20 protein-coding genes and 1 other RNA gene are annotated in these 19,625 nt (G+C 60.9%); 11 read left to right on the plus strand and 10 right to left on the minus strand.

What is annotated here, in order from left to right; genetic code table 11:
• Position 1 precedes the first annotated feature (1 nt).
• Entirely contained in the window at positions 2-775 is a 774-nt protein-coding gene (locus BLO50_RS15865) for an SDR family NAD(P)-dependent oxidoreductase (protein ID WP_090254657.1), read from the minus strand.
• 121 nt (positions 776-896) lie between these two features.
• Here BLO50_RS15865 and BLO50_RS15870 point away from each other — a divergent pair, with 121 nt between their 5' ends.
• A complete protein-coding gene (locus BLO50_RS15870) occupies positions 897-2,789 on the plus strand; it encodes a cytochrome c/FTR1 family iron permease (RefSeq protein ID WP_090254660.1) in 1,893 nt (630 codons plus the stop codon).
• Between the two features lie 63 nt (positions 2,790-2,852).
• Positions 2,853-3,305 (plus strand): YaiI/YqxD family protein, encoded by a 453-nt coding sequence (locus BLO50_RS15875; RefSeq protein WP_090254662.1) that lies wholly within the window; start codon positions 2,853-2,855, stop codon positions 3,303-3,305.
• Positions 3,306-3,309: 4 nt separating this feature from the next.
• Here the strand turns inward: BLO50_RS15875 and BLO50_RS15880 are convergent, their stop codons facing one another.
• Both BLO50_RS15880 and elbB read right to left on the minus strand, forming a co-directional pair.
• Positions 3,310-3,780: a thioesterase family protein gene (locus tag BLO50_RS15880; protein WP_090254664.1), complete on the minus strand. Its 471-nt coding sequence runs from the start codon at positions 3,778-3,780 to the stop codon at positions 3,310-3,312.
• A gap of 138 nt (positions 3,781-3,918) precedes the next feature.
• On the minus strand, positions 3,919-4,581 hold the full coding sequence (gene elbB / locus BLO50_RS15885; protein WP_090254666.1) for an isoprenoid biosynthesis glyoxalase ElbB: 663 nt from the start codon (positions 4,579-4,581) through the stop codon (positions 3,919-3,921).
• A gap of 190 nt (positions 4,582-4,771) precedes the next feature.
• Here elbB and BLO50_RS15890 point away from each other — a divergent pair, with 190 nt between their 5' ends.
• The 3 genes from BLO50_RS15890 (at position 4,772) to ppk1 (ending at position 9,489) form a co-directional block, all read left to right on the plus strand.
• Positions 4,772-6,007: a sterol desaturase family protein gene (locus BLO50_RS15890; RefSeq protein ID WP_090254668.1), complete on the plus strand. Its 1,236-nt coding sequence runs from the start codon at positions 4,772-4,774 to the stop codon at positions 6,005-6,007.
• Positions 6,008-6,252: 245 nt separating this feature from the next.
• Complete coding sequence (gene hemB / locus BLO50_RS15895; RefSeq protein WP_090254670.1) at positions 6,253-7,266, plus strand: porphobilinogen synthase; 1,014 nt, start codon at positions 6,253-6,255, stop codon at positions 7,264-7,266.
• An 18-nt stretch (positions 7,267-7,284) separates the two neighbouring features.
• Positions 7,285-9,489, plus strand: a complete 2,205-nt coding sequence (gene ppk1, locus BLO50_RS15900; RefSeq protein WP_090254672.1) for a polyphosphate kinase 1 — start codon at positions 7,285-7,287, stop codon at positions 9,487-9,489.
• A gap of 59 nt (positions 9,490-9,548) precedes the next feature.
• Here the strand turns inward: ppk1 and ppx are convergent, their stop codons facing one another.
• Complete coding sequence (gene ppx, locus BLO50_RS15905; protein WP_090254674.1) at positions 9,549-11,051, minus strand: exopolyphosphatase; 1,503 nt, start codon at positions 11,049-11,051, stop codon at positions 9,549-9,551.
• A 279-nt stretch (positions 11,052-11,330) separates the two neighbouring features.
• Here ppx and trxA point away from each other — a divergent pair, with 279 nt between their 5' ends.
• The 4 genes from trxA to BLO50_RS15930 all read left to right on the plus strand — a co-directional run bounded on the left by trxA (position 11,331) and on the right by BLO50_RS15930 (position 15,744).
• The gene (gene trxA / locus BLO50_RS15915) at positions 11,331-11,657 is read left to right on the plus strand and encodes a thioredoxin TrxA (protein WP_090241426.1); all 327 of its coding nucleotides are present in this window, start codon (positions 11,331-11,333) and stop codon (positions 11,655-11,657) included.
• 257 nt (positions 11,658-11,914) lie between these two features.
• Entirely contained in the window at positions 11,915-13,174 is a 1,260-nt protein-coding gene (gene rho / locus BLO50_RS15920) for a transcription termination factor Rho (RefSeq protein ID WP_090254678.1), read from the plus strand.
• 135 nt (positions 13,175-13,309) lie between these two features.
• Positions 13,310-14,776: a 4-hydroxy-3-polyprenylbenzoate decarboxylase gene (gene ubiD / locus BLO50_RS15925; protein ID WP_090254680.1), complete on the plus strand. Its 1,467-nt coding sequence runs from the start codon at positions 13,310-13,312 to the stop codon at positions 14,774-14,776.
• Entirely contained in the window at positions 14,776-15,744 is a 969-nt protein-coding gene (locus tag BLO50_RS15930; protein ID WP_090254682.1) for a CDP-6-deoxy-delta-3,4-glucoseen reductase, read from the plus strand. Before ubiD ends, BLO50_RS15930 begins: the two co-directional genes overlap by 1 nt.
• A 54-nt stretch (positions 15,745-15,798) precedes the next feature.
• Here BLO50_RS15930 and BLO50_RS15935 read toward each other — a convergent pair whose 3' ends face one another.
• Positions 15,799-16,776, minus strand: a complete 978-nt coding sequence (locus BLO50_RS15935; protein WP_090254683.1) for an NADPH:quinone oxidoreductase family protein — start codon at positions 16,774-16,776, stop codon at positions 15,799-15,801.
• A gap of 158 nt (positions 16,777-16,934) precedes the next feature.
• Here BLO50_RS15935 and BLO50_RS15940 point away from each other — a divergent pair, with 158 nt between their 5' ends.
• On the plus strand, positions 16,935-17,351 hold the full coding sequence (locus BLO50_RS15940) for a flagellar basal body-associated protein FliL (RefSeq protein WP_090254685.1): 417 nt from the start codon (positions 16,935-16,937) through the stop codon (positions 17,349-17,351).
• A gap of 28 nt (positions 17,352-17,379) precedes the next feature.
• Here BLO50_RS15940 and BLO50_RS15945 read toward each other — a convergent pair whose 3' ends face one another.
• Positions 17,380-17,829 (minus strand): EVE domain-containing protein, encoded by a 450-nt coding sequence (locus BLO50_RS15945; RefSeq protein ID WP_090254687.1) that lies wholly within the window; start codon positions 17,827-17,829, stop codon positions 17,380-17,382.
• A 171-nt stretch (positions 17,830-18,000) separates the two neighbouring features.
• Here BLO50_RS15945 and BLO50_RS22170 point away from each other — a divergent pair, with 171 nt between their 5' ends.
• Positions 18,001-18,132 (plus strand): hypothetical protein, encoded by a 132-nt coding sequence (locus BLO50_RS22170; protein WP_256665625.1) that lies wholly within the window; start codon positions 18,001-18,003, stop codon positions 18,130-18,132.
• A gap of 42 nt (positions 18,133-18,174) precedes the next feature.
• Here BLO50_RS22170 and BLO50_RS15950 read toward each other — a convergent pair whose 3' ends face one another.
• The 4 genes from BLO50_RS15950 to BLO50_RS15965 form a co-directional block, all read right to left on the minus strand.
• Positions 18,175-18,771, minus strand: coding sequence for a 5-formyltetrahydrofolate cyclo-ligase (locus tag BLO50_RS15950; protein ID WP_090254689.1), 597 nt, complete (start codon positions 18,769-18,771; stop codon positions 18,175-18,177).
• A 49-nt stretch (positions 18,772-18,820) separates the two neighbouring features.
• Positions 18,821-18,999, minus strand: a non-coding RNA gene (ssrS, locus tag BLO50_RS15955) — 6S RNA.
• 33 nt (positions 19,000-19,032) lie between these two features.
• Positions 19,033-19,347 carry a cell division protein ZapA gene (locus tag BLO50_RS15960; RefSeq protein ID WP_090254691.1) on the minus strand — a complete coding sequence of 105 codons (315 nt, stop codon included), beginning with the start codon at positions 19,345-19,347 and terminating at the stop codon, positions 19,033-19,035.
• Complete coding sequence (locus tag BLO50_RS15965; protein WP_090254694.1) at positions 19,347-19,553, minus strand: TIGR02449 family protein; 207 nt, start codon at positions 19,551-19,553, stop codon at positions 19,347-19,349. The genes BLO50_RS15960 and BLO50_RS15965 overlap by 1 nt, the downstream gene beginning before the upstream one ends.
• Between the last annotated feature and the right edge of the window lie 72 nt (positions 19,554-19,625).

Raw genomic sequence — 19,625 nt, forward strand, 5'->3', positions numbered from 1 at the left:
GCTACCAGGGAATTGGCTGGCCGTCCCAGCCCCAGAACGTGCCAGTTTGCGCCGGACCGTGCTGTTCGATCTGCGCAAGCAGGCATCCGGCTGAGTAGTTTGGGGTAAACAGTTTGTCGGCTGGCACATTGGCCTGAAAGGGTTTCGACAGTTCGGTGTCGGTGGTGCCAGGGTGCAGGCTGAGCACGCAACTGTTGGGGTTGAGACGGCTCAACTCGATGCTCGCGGTGTGCAGCAGTTGGTTCAGCGCGGCCTTGCTGGCACGGTAGCTGTACCAGCCGCCGAGGCGGTTGTCGCCAATCGAACCGACCCGTGCCGACAGTGCCGCTACGGTGCAGGCGTGCTGACCACGCAGCAGCGGCAGCAGGTGCTTGAGCAGCAGAATCGGCGCAAAGCTGTTGCGTTGAAAGGTTGCCAGTAGCCCTTCAAGACTGATCTGGCTTAGACCTTTCTCGGCTTTCGCTGCGCCGTCCTGCAGCACACCAACGGTACACAGCAACAGGTGCAGGCGTGGCATGGCGGCACGTAAATGCATGGCCATCGCGCTCAGCGCCTGTTCATCGCACACGTCCACATCCAGGCAGCGCAGGCGTTGGCCGTATTGCGCTTGCAGCTCAAGCAAGCCGGGGGCCTGGTTGGCGTGGCGGGCGATGGCCCACACTTCAGCAATATCAGCGCGCGCCAGCAGCTGCGCGGTGAGGGCCAGGCCGATTCCCCGGCTGGCACCGCAGACCACGACATGCGCTGGTTCTTCCAGGCGTTGCCAAAACGTCATCGCATCACTCCTGCATCCTTGCGACGATCCGTCGCAGGCCATGGTCGATCAAAGGTTGAGGAAAATCATTAGGAGGGTAACAATCGAATGTCATCCATTCGTATTTGGGATCCACTCCTATATGACTTTCGTATTACGTTTCTGCAGCTGGTTGCTGGTGCCTGTGTTGGCATTCTGCAGCCTGGCTGTTATGGCCGAGCCCATTGACGGCGCGGCGCAAGCGTTGCATCTGCTCGGTTACTTGGGCGCTGACTACCCGGCCACCGTGGCCAATGGTCAGGTGATCGACTCCGGTGAGTACCGTGAGCAGCTTGAGTTTCTTACTGTACTGGAAGGGCTGATCGTTGCGCTGCCAGCGCGTAACGAGCAAGCCGAATTGCAGCAGGGTGTTGCCAGTCTGCGCCAGGGCATTGAGGGGCGTGTCGACGGCGGCCAGGTTGCCCTGCAGGCCCGGCAGTTGGCCGCGACCTTGGCCAGCGCTTATGGCGTCAGTCAGACCCCAGCTATCACCCCCGATCCTAGCCGTGGCGCGCCGCTGTTTGCCCAGCACTGCAGCGTGTGCCACGGCGACAGCGGCGTGGGTGATGGGCCGGCCGGTATTGGCCTGGAGCCGCCACCAGCCAACCTGCGCGACCTGGCGCGGCTCAACCGGTTGAGTCTGTATGACCTGTTCAACACCATCGGTCTGGGCATCGAAGGCACCGATATGGCGGCTTTTGCCGATCAGTTGGATGAGCGGCAGCGCTGGGACCTGGCCAGCTATATCGCTGGCTTCAGTGCCGAGCCGGTTGCCGCCGGCGCGCCGTTCACGGTGGCGGTGTTGGCCGGCACAACCCCGGATGAAGTGGCGGCAGCGCAGGGTGATGAGGCTGCTGCACGCTTCCGCGTCCAGCGTGCCCAGCCTCCGCTGCAGCAGCGCGGCCCACTGCAGTTGATCGAGCACACTCGCGCCACCTTGGAGCAGAGCCTGGCAGCCTACCGGGCGGGCGATCACGAGCAGGCCTATGATCTGTCCGTTGGCGCTTACCTGGAGGGCTTCGAGCTGGTCGAAAGCGCCCTCGATAACCTCGACTCGGTGCAGCGCAAGACCACCGAGCGTGCGCTGATGGCTTACCGCCAGGCGCTGCAGGATGGCCTGTCGGTACCCCTGGCGGCGCAGCGGCTGGAGCAGGCCAAGGCCGAGCTGGCGACGTCTGCCGCGTTGCTCGACAGCGATGGCTTGTCGGACTCACTGAGTTTCTTCTCCAGCCTGCTGATTCTGCTGCGTGAAGGACTGGAGGCGATTCTGGTGCTGGCGGCGATTCTGGCTTTCCTGCGCAACACTGGCCAGCAACAGGCGGTGCGCAGCGTGCATATCGGCTGGGGCCTGGCGCTGCTGGCTGGCGCGGGCACCTGGGCGTTGGCGGCGTATTTGATCGATGTCAGCGGTGCGCAGCGTGAACTGCTGGAAGGCGTGACTGCGCTGTTTGCCAGCGTGATGGTGCTCTGGCTCGGCGTGTGGATGCATGACCGCCGGCATGCGGCGGCCTGGCAGGATTACATCAAGAGCAGCCTGGTCGGCGGTGGCGGGCGTTTCGGCTTTGCTGTGCTGGCGTTCTTCTCGGTGTACCGCGAGTTGTTCGAAGTCATCCTGTTCTACGAAACCCTCTGGCTGCAGGCCGGTCCGCAAGGCCACGGCATGGTGCTGGCGGGTGCGGCGGCGGCTTTGGTTCTGCTGCTGGGGCTGGCCTGGGTGATTCTGCGCGGCTCACGCAAACTGCCGCTGGCGACCTTCTTCGGTGTCAATGCGGTGTTGCTCTGTGTGCTCTCGGTGGTATTCGCTGGCCATGGCGTCGCGGCGCTGCAGGAAGCTGGAGTGCTCGGTACGCGGCCGGTGGCATTCTTCGAGTTCGACTGGCTGGGTATTCACGACGATGCCTACAGCCTGGCGGCCCAGGCTGCGGCGCTGGCAGCCATTACGCTGCTGTACGGGCGCAGCTGGCTGGGCGAGCGGCGCCGTTTGTCTCAGGCGTAAAGCTCCGTGGTGGCCGGCATGGCTTAACATGCCGGCTTTAGTGCCTCTGGAGAGTGCAGGGTGATGCGAGTCTGGATTGATGCCGATGCCTGCCCCAAGGCGGCCAAGGATCAGGTGGTGAAGTTCGCCTTGAAGCGACGCATCGAGGTGCTGTTGGTGGCGGGGCAGGCGCAGGTCAAACCGGCCTACAGCTGTGTGCGGCTGATTGTGGTGCCCAGCGGTCCGGATGCAGCGGATGACTACCTGGTGGAACATGCGCTGCCGGGTGAGCTGGTGATCTGCAGCGACGTACCGCTGGCCGACCGCTTGGTGAAGAAGGGCGTGGCTGCCCTCGACCCGCGTGGCCGCGAGTTCGATGAGCGCAACATGGGCGACAAACTGGCCGTGCGTAACCTGTTCACCGAGTTGCGCGAGCTGGGCCAGGTGGGTGGCGGTCAGCCGCCTTATGGTGAGCGCGACAAGCAGGCGTTTGCCAATTCATTGGATCGCATTCTTACGCGTTTGCAGCGCCGTTAGCTTTTTAGCCGCACAGATAAGTGCCAGTACCGACGGCGACCAAGGTGCCGTCATCGCTGTGCAGTTCGCTGCGCACCACCGCTACCTTGTTGCCGGTACGCAGCAGCACGGCGCTGGCGGTAAAGCGCTGGCCACGGCCGGGGCGCAGGTAGTCGATGCGCAGGTCGATGGTGCCGAGCTTGGACAGCCGCGCCATGCGTTCGGCGCTGGACAGGTGCTGGTGCTTATCGAAGGCGCCAATCAGCGCCATGGCACCGCCGGCTACATCCAGCAGCGAAGAAATCACCCCGCCATGCAGAATGCCGTGGACGAAGTTGCCGATCAGCTCGGGCTTCATCGGCAGGTGCATGGTCACGCGCTGGGCGCTCAGCTCGTCCAGCTCGATACCGAGCATCTGATTAAACGGGATACGTTGGAAGAAGCTGCTAACCGCTTGCTGAAGCTCGGCGGTGAGCTCGAAAGGTGGGTTACTCATTGGAGATCGTGCCTAGGCAAAGGGATACTCAACCTGCCGCACTGAGGCCGCTGTGACCAGTGGCGCGGCCGGAGTACCGCGCGCATTGGCGTGATTGGCTTGCTATCGGCCTGGTCGGTGGCTGATCAGGTCGAAGATTTAGGCTGGTTGGCTGAGCTCCAGCACCCGATCAACCAGCTTGTTGATCCCCGAGGCGGCCTCACTGATCGACTGGGCGGACATATAGGCCGGGGTGGTCACCAGCTTGCGTTCGGCATCTTCGACAATCTCGCTGACTTCGCACTCATGGTGCTCGGCACCCATCTGCACCACGGCAGCGGCGGTTTCATGGTCCTTGCCGATGGTGCAGATCACGCCCGCGCCGAAGATTTTTGCCGCCAGTGCCGGGGCAATGCACATCAAGCCCACTGGCTTGCCGGCCTTGACGAAGGCCTGGGTGGCGCTCAGTACATCGGGCTGCACGGTGCAGTTGGCGCCGCTGATGGCGAAATCGGAGAGGTTTTTTGCCACGCCGAAGCCGCCTGGCAGGATCAGCGCATCAAAGTCGCCGACATGCAACTCCTTGACGTCCTTGATCTTGCCGCGGGCGATGCGCGCCGATTCAACCAGTACGTTGCGCGTGTCGTCCATTTCGTCGCCACTGTAGTGATCGACCACGTGCAGCTGCGGCACGTTGGGGGCAAAGCACTGCACCTGCGCGCCGCGTTGATCGAGGCGCAGCAGGGTGATCACGCTTTCATGGATTTCCGCGCCGTCGTAGACGCCACAGCCGGAAAGAATCACCGCGACTTTCTTGTTCATCAAATTCTCCTGAATAACCAGCTGTACCGAATTGAGTCGTGTCGTCGCCTGAACCCTAATGTCGCCATATGCCACCCAGGTTGGCATGGTGCGCCGCGAGGCGGATGTGGCGCTGGGCTAGGATTTATTGAGCAATCCTAGCCGTTAGCCTCGTGCAGCGATATGGCGATTCTATGCAACCGGTGAAACCATGAATTACATCCTCTATGCCGTACCGTTCTTCTTTGCCTTGATCGCTCTGGAGCTGCTGCTCGACCGCTGGCGCGGGGTCAGCACCTACCGCTTCTCCGACGCCATCAACAGCCTCAGCGCCGGGGTGCTGTCGACTACCGTGGGTCTGCTGACCAAGGCCGTCGGGTTACTCACTTACACCCCGGCCTGGCAGCACTTCGGTGTGTTCGAGTTGTCGGCCAGCAGCCTGTGGGTCTGGCTGTTTGCCTTCGTCTTCTACGACTTCTGTTACTACTGGAACCACCGTCTGGGCCATGAACGCAACGTGCTCTGGGCCGCGCATTCGGTGCATCACCAGAGTGAGGACTACAACCTCTCCACCGCGTTGCGGCAGACCAGTACCGGCTTCATCTTCGGCTGGATCTTCTACCTGCCGATGGCGCTGATTGGCGTGCCGCCGCTGGTATTCCTCACCGTGGCTGCGTTGAACCTGCTGTATCAGTTCTGGGTGCACACCCGGCATATCCCCAAACTGGGCTGGTTCGAGTGGTTCTTCATCACGCCGTCCAACCACCGTGTGCACCATGCGCAGAATGCCGTGTATATGGATCGCAATTACGGCGGAGTGTTCATTCTCTGGGATCGGTTGTTCGGCACCTTTCAGGAGGAACTGGATGAAGAACCGGTGATCTTTGGCGTGACCACGCCGCTGGCCAGCTGGAACCCGCTGTGGGCCAATGCGCAGTTCTATGTCGCGCTGTGGCGGGACGCGGTACGGGCTGAGTCCTGGTGGGACAAGCTGCGCATCTGGTTTATGCGCACCGGCTGGCGCCCGGCCGATGTGGCGGCCAAGTACCCGCAGAGCAAGCCGGACCTCAGCCAGTTCGTCAAATTCGATGTGCCGCTGAGCCTGGCGCAGAAGCTCTATGCCGGCGTGCAGTTCAGTCTGTATGTAGTGGCCGGCACCGTGCTGCTGGGCATGGGCGACACACTGAGCCTGATGCAGGCGCTACTGGGCATCGTCTGGATGGCCGTGGGGCTGATGATTATCGGCAGCTGGCTGGAAAACCGGCCGACGGCCAGGCGCTGGGAAATGCTTCGTCTGCTGCTCAACCTGCCGGCGGTCTGGCTGGCCCTGCAGCTTGGCCTGTTGACCGCTCAGCCACTGCTTTGGGCGCTACTGCTGGCCTATAGCCTGCTCAGTGTCGGTGCGCTGTTCTGGACCCCGCGCGGAGATACTCCCGTGCCTGCTTAGGCATAAACCGCTGCTGGGCCCGATAACGGTGGAGAGGCGCAGGCTTGCTCCACCGTTATGCGTTTAAGCCTTGCTATTCAGACTATCTCCCTGCTTTTCCGGCATATCCTCGCGTCGGTCGCGGCGCTATGCTTGTTGGGCTTGCGGCAAGCGGTCGCAGCGCTGTCGTGCGTTGTCATACTTTGGTCATAATGGCCGCTTATAACTGTCACACTCGCCCGTCGCTACGGGCTTCGGAGCCTGCCGTGAGCTTTACCCCCGCCAATCGTCTGTTTCCCGCCACTCGCCTGCGTCGCAACCGCCGTGATGATTTTTCCCGGCGTCTGGTGCGTGAAAACCGCCTGAGTGTCGATGACCTGATTCTGCCGGTGTTCGTCCTCGACGGCGAAAACCGCCGCGAAGCGATTGCCTCGATGCCCGGCGTCGAGCGCCTGTCCATCGACCTGCTGCTCAAGGAAGCCGAGCACTGGATGGCTCTGGGCATTCCGGCGCTGGCGCTGTTCCCGGTGACTCCGCTGGAGAAGAAATCCCTGCTGGCTGAAGAAGCCTGGAACCCGGACGGCATCGCCCAGCGCGCCATCCGCGCCCTGCGCGCCAAGTTTCCCGAGTTGGGGGTGATCAGCGACGTGGCGCTGGACCCGTTCACCACGCACGGTCAGGACGGCATCCTCGATGCCGACGGCTATGTGCAGAACGACGTGACCGTTGATGCGCTGGTCAAACAGGCACTGTCACATGCAGCGGCCGGTGCTCAGGTGGTGGCGCCCTCGGACATGATGGATGGCCGCGTGCAGGCGATCCGCGAGGCGCTGGAACTGGCCGATCACAGCAATGTGCGCATCATGGCCTACTCGGCCAAGTACGCCAGTGCCTACTACGGCCCGTTCCGCGATGCAGTGGGTTCGGCGGCCAATCTGGGCAAGGCCAACAAGGCCAGCTACCAGATGGACCCGGCCAATGGCGACGAAGCGCTGCATGAAGTAGCGGCCGATCTGGCCGAAGGCGCGGATATGGTGATGGTCAAGCCGGGCATGCCCTATCTGGACATCCTCTGGCGGGTCAAAGCGGAATTCAAGGTGCCGACCTTTGTCTATCAGGTCAGCGGTGAGTACGCCATGCATATGGCGGCTATCCAGAATGGTTGGTTGGGCGAGGCGGTGATTCTTGAATCACTGACTGCCTTCAAACGTGCGGGTGCCGATGGCATCCTGACTTATTTCGCCGTGCGCGCGGCAGAACTGCTGAAGCAGGGGCAATAGCCCCGCCAGGACTTTGTAATGAACACCGAAGGACTCAGTACCCCTGAATTGCAAGATGCCCAGCCGGTCGTCGACGAGGTTGTAGCCGTGGAAGTGCCTGTCATCGAAGCCCCAGTGCCGGTCGCCCCGGCGCCTGTGGTGATCCATAACCTGGATGACAGCAGCCTGTACATTCACCGCGAGCTGTCGCAGCTGCAATTCAATATCCGCGTGCTGGAACAGGCGCTGGATGAGTCCTATCCGTTGCTGGAGCGGTTGAAGTTCCTGCTGATCTTCTCCAGCAACCTCGATGAGTTCTTCGAGATCCGCGTGGCTGGGCTGAAGAAGCAGATCAACTTCGCCCGTGAACAAGCCGGCGCCGATGGCCTGCAGCCGCATCAGGCGCTGGCGCGGATTGCCGAGCTGGTGCACGAGCAGGTGGATCGTCAGTACGCCATTCTTAACGACACCCTGTTCCCGGCGCTGGCCAAGCACAACGTCAACTTTATCCGTCGGCGCTTCTGGACGGCCAAGCACAAGGCCTGGGTGCGCCGCTATTTCCGTGATGAGATCGCGCCGATCATCACCCCGATCGGCCTCGATCCAACGCACCCGTTCCCGTTGCTGGTGAACAAGAGCCTGAACTTTATCGTCGAGCTGGAAGGTATCGACGCCTTCGGCCGCGACTCTGGTCTGGCGATCATCCCGGCGCCGCGCCTGCTGCCACGCATCATCAAGGTTCCGGAAGACGTCGGTGGCCCTGGCGACAACTTCGTGTTCCTCTCCTCGATGATCCACGCCCATGCCGATGACCTGTTCCAGGGCATGAAGGTCAAGGGCTGCTACCAGTTCCGCCTGACCCGTAACGCCGACCTGTCGGTGGACACCGAGGACGTCGAAGACCTGGCCCGTGCCCTGCGCGGTGAGCTGTTCAGCCGTCGTTATGGCGATGCGGTGCGCCTGGAAGTGGTCGACACCTGCCCACGGCCGCTGCTCGATTACCTGCTCAAGCAGTTCAGCCTGACCGAGGCCGAGTTGTACCGGGTCAATGGTCCGGTCAACCTGACCCGCCTGTTCAGCATCACCGGCCTGGAAAGTCATCCGGAGCTGCAATACACCCCGTTTACCCCGGTGATCCCCAAGCTGTTGCAGAACGCCGAGAACATTTTCAGTGTGGTCAGTAAGCAGGACATTCTGCTGCTGCACCCCTTCGAGTCGTTCACCCCAGTGGTCGATCTGCTGCGTCAGGCGGCGAAAGACCCGCACGTACTGGCAATCAAGCAGACGCTATACCGCTCCGGTGCCAACTCGGAGATCGTCGATGCGCTGGTGGAAGCCGCGCGCAACGGCAAGGAAGTCACCGCCGTGATCGAGCTACGGGCGCGCTTTGATGAAGAGTCCAACCTGCAGCTTGCTAGCCGCCTGCAGGCCGCTGGCGCGGTGGTGATCTACGGTGTGGTGGGCTTTAAAACCCACGCCAAGATGATGCTGATTCTGCGCCGCGAGAGTGGCGATATCGTCCGCTACGCCCACCTCGGCACCGGTAACTACCACGCCGGCAACGCCAAACTGTACACCGACTACAGCCTGCTGACCGCCGATATGGCGCTGTGCGAGGACGTCTCCAAGCTGTTCAGTCAGCTGATTGGCATGGGTAAGACCCTGCGCATGAAGAAGCTGCTGCACGCGCCGTTTACCCTGAAAAAGACCCTGCTCGACATGATCGCCCGCGAAACCGCGCTGGCGGCCGAGGGTAAGCCGGCGCATATCATCGCCAAGTTCAACTCGCTGACTGATCCGAAGATCATCCGCGCGCTGTACAAGGCCAGCCAGACTGGGGTGAAGATCGACCTGGTGGTGCGCGGTATGTGCTGCTTGCGTCCAGGGATTGTCGGGGTCTCGCACAACATTCAGGTGCGCTCGATCATTGGCCGTTTCCTGGAGCACACGCGGGTGTTCTATTTCTCCAATGGCGGCGAGGAGAAGATCTACCTATCGAGTGCCGACTGGATGGAGCGCAACCTCGACAAGCGCGTCGAGACTTGCTTCCCGGTGGAAGGCAAGAAGCTGATTCTGCGGGTCAAGAAGGAGCTGGAAAGCTATCTGACCGACAACACCCAGGCCTGGGTGCTGCAGCCGGACGGGCGTTATCTGCGTGTCAGCCCCAGCGGCAACCAGAATCCGCGCAGCGCTCAGGCTGGCCTACTGGAGAAACTGACTGCACCGCTGATCAGCGCGCGCTAAGCAAGGCTGCCACATCTATCTGAATGGCCCTCTCACACTATGGGCGAGGGCCGTGAGTATCAGCTCACACTCAGTTCAATCCCGATGCGCTTGAGCCACTCCGCTTCCTGGGTGAAATCTGCCTGGGTCAGCGGGTTGCTCTCCAGCCAGCCTTCAGGGAACTGAATATCCAGGCGCTGTTCGGCCGCTTTTAGCTGCACGTTGGGCATTTCCTGAGTACCACGGATGTGGTGGAACAGGATGGCAAAGCGCAGCAGCACGCAGAGGCGGATCAGTTTCATGCCCTCGGCGCCGAACTCGGCAAACTTGTCCTTGGGGATGTTGCGTCGATGGCCGCGCACCAAGAGCGCGAGCATCTGCTGATCCTGTCGCGAGAAGCCGGATAGGTCTGAGTGCTCGACTAGGTAAGCGCCGTGCTTGTGGTACTGGTAGTGGGCAATATCCAGGCCGACTTCATGCACCTTGGCCGCCCAGCTGAGCAACTCGCGGTGCCAGTCGTCTTCCAGCTGCCAATCCCCTGCGACCTTCTCCAGTGCCGAGAGTGCCTTGCTTTCGACCCGTGCGGCCTGCTCCAGGTCGACGTGGTAGCGCTCCATCAGCGAGCTCAGCGTGCGTTCACGCACGTCTTCATGCTGATGGCGACCCAGCAGGTCGTACAGCACGCCTTCACGCAGCGCGCCTTCGGAATGGCTCATGCGCTGGATATCACAGGCATCGAAGATTGCTTCGAGAATCGCCAGGCCCGCCGGGAAGATGCCTCGGCGATCTGGCTTGATGCCATCGAGGTCGAGCTTTTCCACCTCACCAGCCTTGAATACTTTGCGTTTCAGCCAGGCCAGGCCCTGGGCGTTCACTTCGCCTGCGCCAAGGCCCGCCGCTTGAATGGTCAGGCCGATGGCTTTTATGGTACCGGATGCCCCCACCGCATCTTCCCAGCCCAGGCGGCGCAGAGCGTGCTCAATGCCCATGATCTCCAGTCGCGCCGCCGTGTAGGCCTGGGCGTAACGCGCCGGGGTGATCTTGCCGTCCTTGAAGAAGCGCTGAGTAAAGCTGACGCAGCCCATCTGCAGGCTTTCGCGCAGCAGTGGTTCGAAGCGCTGGCCGATGATGAACTCGGTGCTGCCGCCGCCAATATCGGCAACCAGACGCTTGCCAGGGGTGTCTGCGATGCTGTGCGATACGCCGAGGTAGATCAGGCGCGCTTCTTCACGCCCGGAGATGACTTCCACCGGGTGGCCGAGAATTTCTTCGGCGCGGCGGATAAATTCGCCACGGTTGCGCGCCTCACGCAGGGCATTGGTGCCCACCACGCGCACTGCGCCTTCCGGCAGGCTGGCGGTCAGCTGGGCGAAGCGGCGCAAGCAATCGAGCCCGCGCTGCATGGCTTCTTCGCTGAGCAGGCGCTGCTCGTCGATGCCAGCGGCCAACTGGACCTTGTCGCCGAGGCGTTCGAGGATGCGGATCTCGCCATGATCGGCTTTGGCCAGCACCATATGGAAGCTGTTGGAGCCCAGGTCGATAGCTGCAATCAAAGGAAAAGACTCGGCAGGGGTATGCGGCATGGCAGAACGATCTCAATGCGGAACCGCGCCATCGTGCCACGATAGGCTGGCCCCGCCAACGCATACTGATGTCGCAGGCACAGGCCAAGCCGGCTGCACTAGGGCTCGTGCGGCGGCCGGCCAGGGCTTGCCGGCCGTCTGAATAAATTGTGACGCAGGCCTTTGCGCGGCTGGCTGGTGACCAGGCCATAGAGAAGCTCAATTGCCACCGCCTTCCTGTGTGGGAAAAGCCGGGCTATGATGTCGCCCATCTTTTGCTTACGAACTCGGAGACTTTCCATGAGCGAATTCATCACCAATGTCAGCGATGCCAGTTTCGACCAGGATGTTCTCCAGGCCGAGGGTCCGGTGCTGGTCGACTACTGGGCTGAGTGGTGCGGCCCGTGCAAAATGATCGCACCGGTGCTCGATGAGATCGCCCAGACCTATCAGGGCAAACTGAAAGTCTGCAAGCTGAACATCGATGAAAACCAGGACACCCCGCCGAAGTTCGGTGTGCGTGGCATCCCGACGCTGATGCTGTTCAAGAACGGCAATGTTGAAGCCACCAAAGTTGGCGCACTGTCCAAGTCGCAACTGGCAGCCTTCCTCGATAGCAACATCTAAGTTGCGCTGAGACGGCAACAAGCCCTGAAAGCCCTGCACATTGCGGGGCTTTTTTCTGTCTGGGCGCTAGACGTATGAATAAAACCGGTGTTACATTCGGCCTCGCTGCATTTCCTATGTAGCCCCCTGCAAGCCGTCGCCGACGCATTCCTATTCGAATCTTTCGATATACAAGCAGGCGATCAAGTCGCCTTCTCAGCGGCGCGGCCTCCCAAGCTAAATAGCTTATTCCCCTCCTTCATGATTACGTCATTCCTATGAATCTGACCGAACTCAAGCAAAAGCCGATTACCGAACTGCTGGAACTCGCTGAACAACAAGGCCTGGAAAACATGGCCCGTTCGCGCAAGCAGGACGTGATTTTCTCCCTGTTGAAAAAACACGCTAAAAGCGGTGAGGAAATCTCCGGTGATGGCGTGCTGGAGATTCTCCAGGACGGTTTCGGCTTTCTCCGCTCTGCGGATGCCTCTTACCTCGCTGGCCCCGATGACATCTACGTCTCGCCGAGCCAGATCCGCCGCTTCAACTTGCGTACTGGCGATACCATCGTCGGCAAGATTCGCCCGCCGAAAGAAGGCGAGCGTTACTTCGCGCTGCTCAAGGTTGACACGATCAACTACGACCGCCCGGAAAACGCCAAGAACAAGATCCTGTTCGAAAACCTGACGCCGCTGTTCCCCACCAAGCGTCTGGTCATGGAAGCCGGTAACGGCTCCACCGAGGACATCACCGGCCGGGTGATCGACCTCTGCGCTCCAATCGGTAAAGGCCAGCGCGGCCTGATCGTCGCACCGCCGAAAGCCGGTAAGACCATCATGCTGCAGAACATCGCTGCGAACATCGCGCGCAACAATCCCGAGTGCCACTTGATCGTTCTGCTGATCGACGAGCGCCCGGAAGAAGTGACCGAGATGCAGCGCACCGTGCGCGGCGAAGTGGTTGCCTCAACCTTCGATGAGCCGCCAACCCGCCACGTGCAGGTTGCCGAAATGGTGATCGAGAAGGCCAAGCGCCTGGTCGAGCACAAGAAGGATGTGGTCATTCTGCTCGACTCCATCACCCGTTTGGCGCGTGCCTACAACACCGTGATCCCAAGCTCCGGCAAGGTACTCACCGGTGGTGTCGACGCCCACGCCCTGGAGAAGCCGAAACGCTTCTTCGGCGCCGCGCGTAACATCGAGGAAGGCGGTTCGCTGACCATCATCGCCACCGCGTTGGTGGAAACCGGCTCGAAGATGGATGAAGTGATCTACGAAGAGTTCAAAGGCACCGGCAACATGGAACTGCCACTGGACCGTCGTATCGCTGAGAAGCGTGTATTCCCTGCGATCAACATCAACCGCGCCGGCACCCGTCGCGAAGAACTGTTGACCGCCGATGACGAACTGCAGCGTATGTGGATTCTGCGCAAGCTGCTGCACCCGATGGATGAGATTGCCGCCATCGAGTTCCTCACCGACAAGCTGAAAGCGACCAAGACGAACGAAGAGTTCTTCCAGTCGATGAAGCGTAAGTAAGGCGTTCTTCGCTTTATAACAAAAGCCGGGTAAGCCCGGCTTTTGTGTGTCTGGAAGCTGGCTTTCCCTTCTGAAAGACCCAGTTCGGCGCTAAACTTTGTCCCCCTATTGCTCGGCCCGAAACGAGGCATTTGCATGCAGTATCGTGATCTGCGCGACTTTATTCGCGGCCTGGAAGCGCGTGGTGAGCTTAAGCGCATCCAAACGCCGGTTTCCCCTGTGCTGGAAATGACCGAAATCTGTGACCGTACCCTGCGTAAAGGCGGGCCGGCGTTGCTGTTCGAAAACCCCACAGGGTTTGATGTGCCGGTACTCGGCAACCTGTTCGGCACGCCCAAGCGCGTGGCCTTGGGTATGGGGGCCGAGGAAGTCAGCGAGCTGCGTGAAATCGGCAAGTTGTTGGCTTTTCTCAAGGAACCCGAGCCGCCGAAAGGCCTCAAGGATGCCTGGAACAAGCTGCCGATCTACAAGAAGGTGCTGAGCATGGCGCCTAAGGTGCTGAAGGATGCGCCGTGCCAGGAAGTGATCGAGGAGGGCGACGACGTCGACCTCAGCAAGCTGCCCGTGCAGACATGCTGGCCAGGTGATGTCGGCCCGTTGATTACCTGGGGCCTGACCATCACCAAAGGGCCGAACAAAGAGCGGCAAAACCTCGGTATTTATCGCCAGCAGGTGATTGGTCGCAACAAGCTGATCATGCGCTGGCTCAGCCACCGCGGCGGCGCGCTGGACTTTCGCGAGTGGTGCCTGAAGTACCCGGGTCGTCCTTATCCTGTGTGTGTGGCGCTGGGTGCTGATCCGGCCACCATCCTGGGCGCGGTGACACCTGTTCCCGATACGCTGTCTGAATACGCGTTTGCCGGTTTGTTGCGAGGCCACCGCACCGAGCTGATCAAGGCGCGCGGCAGCGATTTGCAGGTGCCGGCTAGCGCTGAAATCGTTCTCGAGGGGGTGATTCATCCGGGCGAAACCGCGCCGGAAGGCCCTTATGGTGATCACACCGGCTATTACAACGAAGTCGACACCTTCCCGGTGTTTACCGTCGAGCGCATCACCCGCCGGCAAAAACCGATCTACCACAGCACCTACACCGGTCGTCCGCCGGATGAGCCGGCGATTCTCGGCGTGGCGCTGAACGAAGTGTTCGTGCCGATCCTGCAGAAGCAGTTTCCCGAGATCATCGACTTCTACCTGCCGCCGGAAGGCTGCTCGTATCGCATGGCGGTGGTGACCATCAAGAAGCAGTACCCCGGCCACGCCAAGCGCGTAATGCTCGGTGTGTGGTCGTTCCTGCGACAGTTCATGTACACCAAGTTCGTCATCGTCACCGACGACGACATCAACGCCCGTGACTGGAACGACGTGATCTGGGCCATCACCACGCGCATGGACCCCAAGCGCGACACGGTGATGATCGATAATACGCCGATCGACTACCTCGACTTCGCCTCGCCGGTATCCGGCCTGGGCAGCAAGATGGGCCTGGACGCCACCCACAAGTGGCCGGGCGAGACGACGCGCGAGTGGGGCCGGGCTATCGTTCAGGATGATGCGATCAAGCAGCGTGTCGACGCGCTGTGGTCTGAGTTGGGAATTGATTGATGAAAGTCACCCTGAACCCTTCAGGCGCGGTACTTGACGTGCAGCCCCACGAACGCATCCTCTATGCGGCACGGCGGCTTGGGTATGACTGCCCGCAGAGCTGCCGCAATGGTAATTGCCATATCTGCGCGGCGCTGCTGGTTGAAGGCCGTGTGCAGCAGGGCGGGGTTGAGCTGAGTCAAGGTGAGCTGTTCACCTGCCTGGCCGAACCGCTGGAAGACTGTGTGCTGCACTGGGATGGTGTGCTGGCCCCTGGCGAGCTGCAGGTGCGTGAGCTGGCCTGCCAGGTGGTCGCGTGTGATGACGTGGGCGGTGATGTCTTTCGTCTGCGCCTGCAGGCGCCTGCCGGCAAGGTGCCGCGCTACCACGCAGGACAATACCTGCTGCTGCAGCGTGATGGTGACGATTACGCAGCCTTCTCCCTGGCTTCGGCGCCGCAACGTGGGCGTGAGCTGGAATTGCATGTGCTGGCTCGCGATGAGGCCACGGTTGCGCTGATCGCCCAGCTGCGCCATAGCGGCCTGGTACGGGTGAAGCTGCCGTTCGGCGACACCCACCTGGCCGAGTTACCGGATGGGCCGCTGGTGCTGATTGCCGCCGGTACTGGCATGTCGCAGATGCACAGCTTGATCGAGCACTGCTGCGCCACTGGCTTTGCTCACCCGGTGCACTTGTACTGGGGGGCGCGCCGTCCGGACGACTTCTACGAACTGGAGCACTGGGCGCAGTGGCAGCAGGTGCCGAATCTATTTCTGCATCAGGTGGTCAGCGACCAGTGCGGCTGGCAGGGTCGTTGCGGCCTGCTGCACGAAGCAGTACGTGAAGATTTCCCCAGTCTTAAGGCGTTGCATGTCTACGCCAGCGGTTCTCCGGCGATGGTATACGCCACCCTGGATGCGCTGGTGGAGGCCGGTATGGATGCCCATCAGATGCGCGCGGATGTATTCGCCTATGCGCCGCGCGGCTGAAGCCTGCGCATAAAAAAGGCCGCCTGATGGGCGGCCTTTTGCTACGCGTGAGGTTTAGCGTACGCTGACGACGACTTTACCAACAGCCTTGCGCTGGCCGAGGGTGTTGATCGCCTCCGCCGCTTGCTCCAGTGGGAAGGTCTGCGATACCAGCGGCTTGAGTTTGCCTTCGGCGTGCCAGGCAAACAGCTGCTGGAAGTTGGCCGCATTGTCCTGCGGCTGACGCTGGGCAAACGAGCCCCAGAACACGCCGACCACGGCCGCGCCCTTGAGCAGGGTCAGGTTAACCGGCAATTCGGGGATGCGCCCGCTGGCAAAACCCACGACCAACAGGCGACCGTTCCAAGCGATGGAGCGGATGGCGGCATCGAATAGATCGCCACCCACCGGGTCATAGATCACGTCTGCGCCCTGGCCGCCCGTCAGGCGCTTTACTTCATCCTTAAGGTTGCTTTCGCTGTAGTTGATCAGCTCATCGGCGCCCGCGGCCTTGGCTACTTCGAGTTTTTCCGCGCTGCTGGCAGCGGCAATTACCTTGGCACCCATGGCCTTGCCGATTTCCACGGCCGCCAGGCCAACGCCACCGGATGCGCCGAGTACCAGCAGGGTTTCACCTGGTTGCAGGTTGGCGCGCTGCTTGAGGGCGTGCATCGAGGTGCCGTAGGTCATGCCGAAGGCGGCCGCGCTGGCGAAATCCATGCTCGGCGGAATCGGCATGACGTTGTAGCCAGGCACCGCGACCTCTTCGGCAAAGCTGCCCCAGCCTGTGAGTGCCATCACCCGGTCGCCGACTTTCAGGTGGTTGACTTTTTCACCAACGGCCGTGACTACGCCAGCGGCCTCGCCACCCGGAGAGAACGGGAAGGGCGGCTTGAACTGGTACTTGCCTTCGATGATCAGGGTGTCGGGGAAGTTGACCCCTGCCGCATGCACTTGCAGCAGCACTTCATTCTTCTTCGCTTCGGGGCTGGCGATTTCTTCCAGTACTAGGGTTTCGGCGGGGCCGAAGGCTTTGCACAGCACGGCTTTCATCGGGCTTTTCCTCTGCGGTTGATGGCCATGCAGTGTAGGTGCGGGCGATATCCGGTCAACAAGCATGCCTGCGCCTGATAGCAATGCATAAGCTTAGGGCTTGGGCTGCCGCCTGACTGTGGCTATGCTAAGGGCTGAACTGTTGAGGAATACTGCCTGTGAAAGTCTGGATCGCATTGCTGCTAGCGCTGTTCCTGCCATTGCTGGCTCAGGCCAATGAGGAGAAAGAAGCCAAGGAGGGTGAGGCTGCTGCTCCGGTGGTGGCTTACGTGTCGCTGTTCCCGGCGTTGGTGGGGAATTTTGGTGAAGGGCCGAAGCTCAAGTTCTTCAAGGCCGATATTTCCCTGCGCGTGACGGGGGCGGATATTGAGGCCAAGGTTAAACACCACGACCCGCTGATCCGTAATCAACTGGTCATGTTGTTCTCCCAGCAAACAGAAGCGGCCATGTCGGCCCCAGGCGCACGTGAGACCTTGCGTGCCGAGGCGCTTAAGCAGGTGCAGGAAGTGCTGACACAGGAAGAAGGCAAGCCGTTGGTGGAAGACTTGCTATTCAACAACCTGATTATTCAATAAGCCCATGCTCGGCTGGTGCAGCGCCTTTTCAGCGCAGCGCCAGCACCGCTGCCCATTCCTCGTCACTGACGGGCATCACAGAAAGGCGGCTGCCCTTCTGCACCAGCGGCAACGCCAGCAGTGCACTCTGCGCTTTCAGCTGCGCCAGCGGGATCACCCGCTTGAACGTCTCGACAAACACCACATCGACTGCGCTCCAGGGGTTCTTGGCGGCACTGGCCTTGGCATCGTAGTAATGGCTCTGGGGCTCGAGTGCAGTCGGGTCCGGGTAGTGCGCCGAAGCGATGCGAGCGATGCCGGCAATGCCCGGCTCCGGGCAGCTGGAGTGATAAAAGAAGAACAGATCACCCGGCTGCATGCCGCGCAGAAAGTTGCGCGCCTGGTAATTGCGCACGCCATCCCAGCGTGCCTGCTTCAGGCGCTGCAGGTCGTGGATCGAGAGTTCGTCGGGTTCTGACTTCATTAGCCAATAAGGCATGAACTTTGCTCCTGTGGTTCGGTCCGTTAGCGGTCAGGTGCTGTTTGCCGGGTGGTATTCGGCGTGTTGCAGTTTTGCACCCGGCGAATGTGGATGGCAGACGCTGTTGGACCTATAAAAATAATCGCCGCGTATACAGCGTGCGTTATGCCTTTAAGGGGGAGGCATTCGATGAAACGTAAACCCGATGTGTTGTTGATTTTGGTAATACTGTTCAGCCTGGGTGTGGTCACTACCGGTTACACCCAGAGCCTGTGGGAGCGCCAGCCTGCGCCGGTCGTGCAGTCTAAAGTGGCTGGCTGAGGTGCTCATGTACCGCAGGGAACGCGGTACGGCCTTATCCCATCAATACCACGCCTTATTCGTGACGGTGCCTTGCAACGGCACATCCCAGCTGGCCATGGCCAGTCGATCCACCTGCTGACATTCATGCGCCAAGCCCAGTAATGTCGGTTTGTGCCAATTTTTGCGCAATGCGCGATACGCCAGGCTTCGGTCATAGAATCCACCGCCCATACCCAGGCGCGCGCCGTGTCGGTCGAAGCCGACCAATGGCAGCAACACCAAATCCAGCGCCCAGACCTTGCGTTGCTGTTTGCGATTGCGCCGGGGTTCATCAATGCCAAAGCGATTCTTTTGCAGGCGCTGCTTGGCGCGGATGCGTTGGAACACCATCTTGCTGCGCGGCCAAGGGCTGAGCACTGGTAAATAGGTGGCTTTGCCTCGTTGCTGTGCGGCTCGCAACAGGGGGCGCGGGTCGATCTCGCCGTCATTCGGTAGGTATAAGGCAATATGTCGTGCGCGGCGAAACAGCGGGTGCTGCGCCAGCTGTTTATACAGGCCTTGGGCGGCTTGGTGCTGAGCATGGCGGCTGAGCGACCGACGTTGCCCACGCAAGTGGCGGCGCAATTGCGCACGGCTTAGTGTGGAAGTGTCGAGCATGGGGTGTTGCTGTAGCGATTGCCGCAGGAGGGCAATGGGCTGGAAGAAGTGACTCCCCGACGTGCCGCTGTCGGCTTAGCCCTTGAACCCGAAAGTTCAAGGTGGAGGTTGCAGGAGACGTTAAGGCTTTCCGTCAAGCGGACATGCACACCGGTCTCAACGTGCAACCTCCGGGGTTGTGCGAATCGGCTCAGGGACATCACCAACTGGCGCACACTCCAGGGAGCTGCGGGCAGTATACCCGAAAGCGTCGGCGCGCAATCAGCTGCCTTGCTCATCGGCATCCCGAGCCAGAGCGCTGTCGACCCGATTGAGCAGGCTACGCACCTGATCGCGGTTGGCCCCGGCCTGCTGATCAAGGTGTTGCTGTTTGTGTAGCAGATCGTGGGTGATGTTCAGGGCAGCCATGACCGCAACGCGGTCAGCACCGATGACTTTGCCGCTCGAGCGGATCTCCCGCATCTTGCCATCCAGGTAGCGCGCGGCGCTTTCCAGGTTGCTGCGTTCATCGCTTGGGCAGGCGATGCAATATTCTTTGTCCAGAATCTGGACGGTCAAGGTGTTCGACTGGGTCATTAATCCTGCTCCAGGGCTTTGAGGCGCGAAATCATGGATTCGACCTTGTGCCGGGCCATTTCGTTCTTTTCAATTAAATGGGCGCGTTCTTCGCGCCAGGCCTTTTCGCTCGTCAGAAGCTGTCGGTTTTGCGCCTTGAGCTGTTCGACACGCTGGATCAGCAAGTCCAGCTTGGTCGTAAGAGCCTGCAGGTCGACGTCTTCCATGGTTCTCTACTCTTACTAGGTGAGTGGGCTGGCAGGTGAAAAATAGCGTCTTTGCGGCGTCTTCGACAGTGC

This window comes from Pseudomonas peli (assembly GCF_900099645.1).
In the GTDB taxonomy this organism is placed as follows: domain Bacteria; phylum Pseudomonadota; class Gammaproteobacteria; order Pseudomonadales; family Pseudomonadaceae; genus Aquipseudomonas; species Aquipseudomonas peli.

Bases quoted from the DNA above. Each gene is read 5' to 3' on its own strand.
- BLO50_RS15865 (WP_090254657.1), bottom strand. From the start codon at position 775: ATGACGTTTTGGCAACGCCTGGAAGAACCAGCGCATGTCGTGGTCTGC.
- BLO50_RS15870 (WP_090254660.1), top strand. From the start codon at position 897: ATGACTTTCGTATTACGTTTCTGCAGCTGGTTGCTGGTGCCTGTGTTG.
- BLO50_RS15875 (WP_090254662.1), top strand. From the start codon at position 2,853: ATGCGAGTCTGGATTGATGCCGATGCCTGCCCCAAGGCGGCCAAGGAT.
- BLO50_RS15880 (WP_090254664.1), bottom strand. From the start codon at position 3,780: ATGAGTAACCCACCTTTCGAGCTCACCGCCGAGCTTCAGCAAGCGGTT.
- elbB (WP_090254666.1), bottom strand. From the start codon at position 4,581: ATGAACAAGAAAGTCGCGGTGATTCTTTCCGGCTGTGGCGTCTACGAC.
- BLO50_RS15890 (WP_090254668.1), top strand. From the start codon at position 4,772: ATGAATTACATCCTCTATGCCGTACCGTTCTTCTTTGCCTTGATCGCT.
- ppk1 (WP_090254672.1), top strand. From the start codon at position 7,285: ATGAACACCGAAGGACTCAGTACCCCTGAATTGCAAGATGCCCAGCCG.
- ppx (WP_090254674.1), bottom strand. From the start codon at position 11,051: ATGCCGCATACCCCTGCCGAGTCTTTTCCTTTGATTGCAGCTATCGAC.
- trxA (WP_090241426.1), top strand. From the start codon at position 11,331: ATGAGCGAATTCATCACCAATGTCAGCGATGCCAGTTTCGACCAGGAT.
- rho (WP_090254678.1), top strand. From the start codon at position 11,915: ATGAATCTGACCGAACTCAAGCAAAAGCCGATTACCGAACTGCTGGAA.
- ubiD (WP_090254680.1), top strand. From the start codon at position 13,310: ATGCAGTATCGTGATCTGCGCGACTTTATTCGCGGCCTGGAAGCGCGT.
- BLO50_RS15930 (WP_090254682.1), top strand. From the start codon at position 14,776: ATGAAAGTCACCCTGAACCCTTCAGGCGCGGTACTTGACGTGCAGCCC.
- BLO50_RS15935 (WP_090254683.1), bottom strand. From the start codon at position 16,776: ATGAAAGCCGTGCTGTGCAAAGCCTTCGGCCCCGCCGAAACCCTAGTA.
- BLO50_RS15945 (WP_090254687.1), bottom strand. From the start codon at position 17,829: ATGCCTTATTGGCTAATGAAGTCAGAACCCGACGAACTCTCGATCCAC.
- BLO50_RS22170 (WP_256665625.1), top strand. From the start codon at position 18,001: ATGAAACGTAAACCCGATGTGTTGTTGATTTTGGTAATACTGTTCAGC.
- BLO50_RS15950 (WP_090254689.1), bottom strand. From the start codon at position 18,771: ATGCTCGACACTTCCACACTAAGCCGTGCGCAATTGCGCCGCCACTTG.
- BLO50_RS15960 (WP_090254691.1), bottom strand. From the start codon at position 19,347: ATGACCCAGTCGAACACCTTGACCGTCCAGATTCTGGACAAAGAATAT.
- BLO50_RS15965 (WP_090254694.1), bottom strand. From the start codon at position 19,553: ATGGAAGACGTCGACCTGCAGGCTCTTACGACCAAGCTGGACTTGCTG.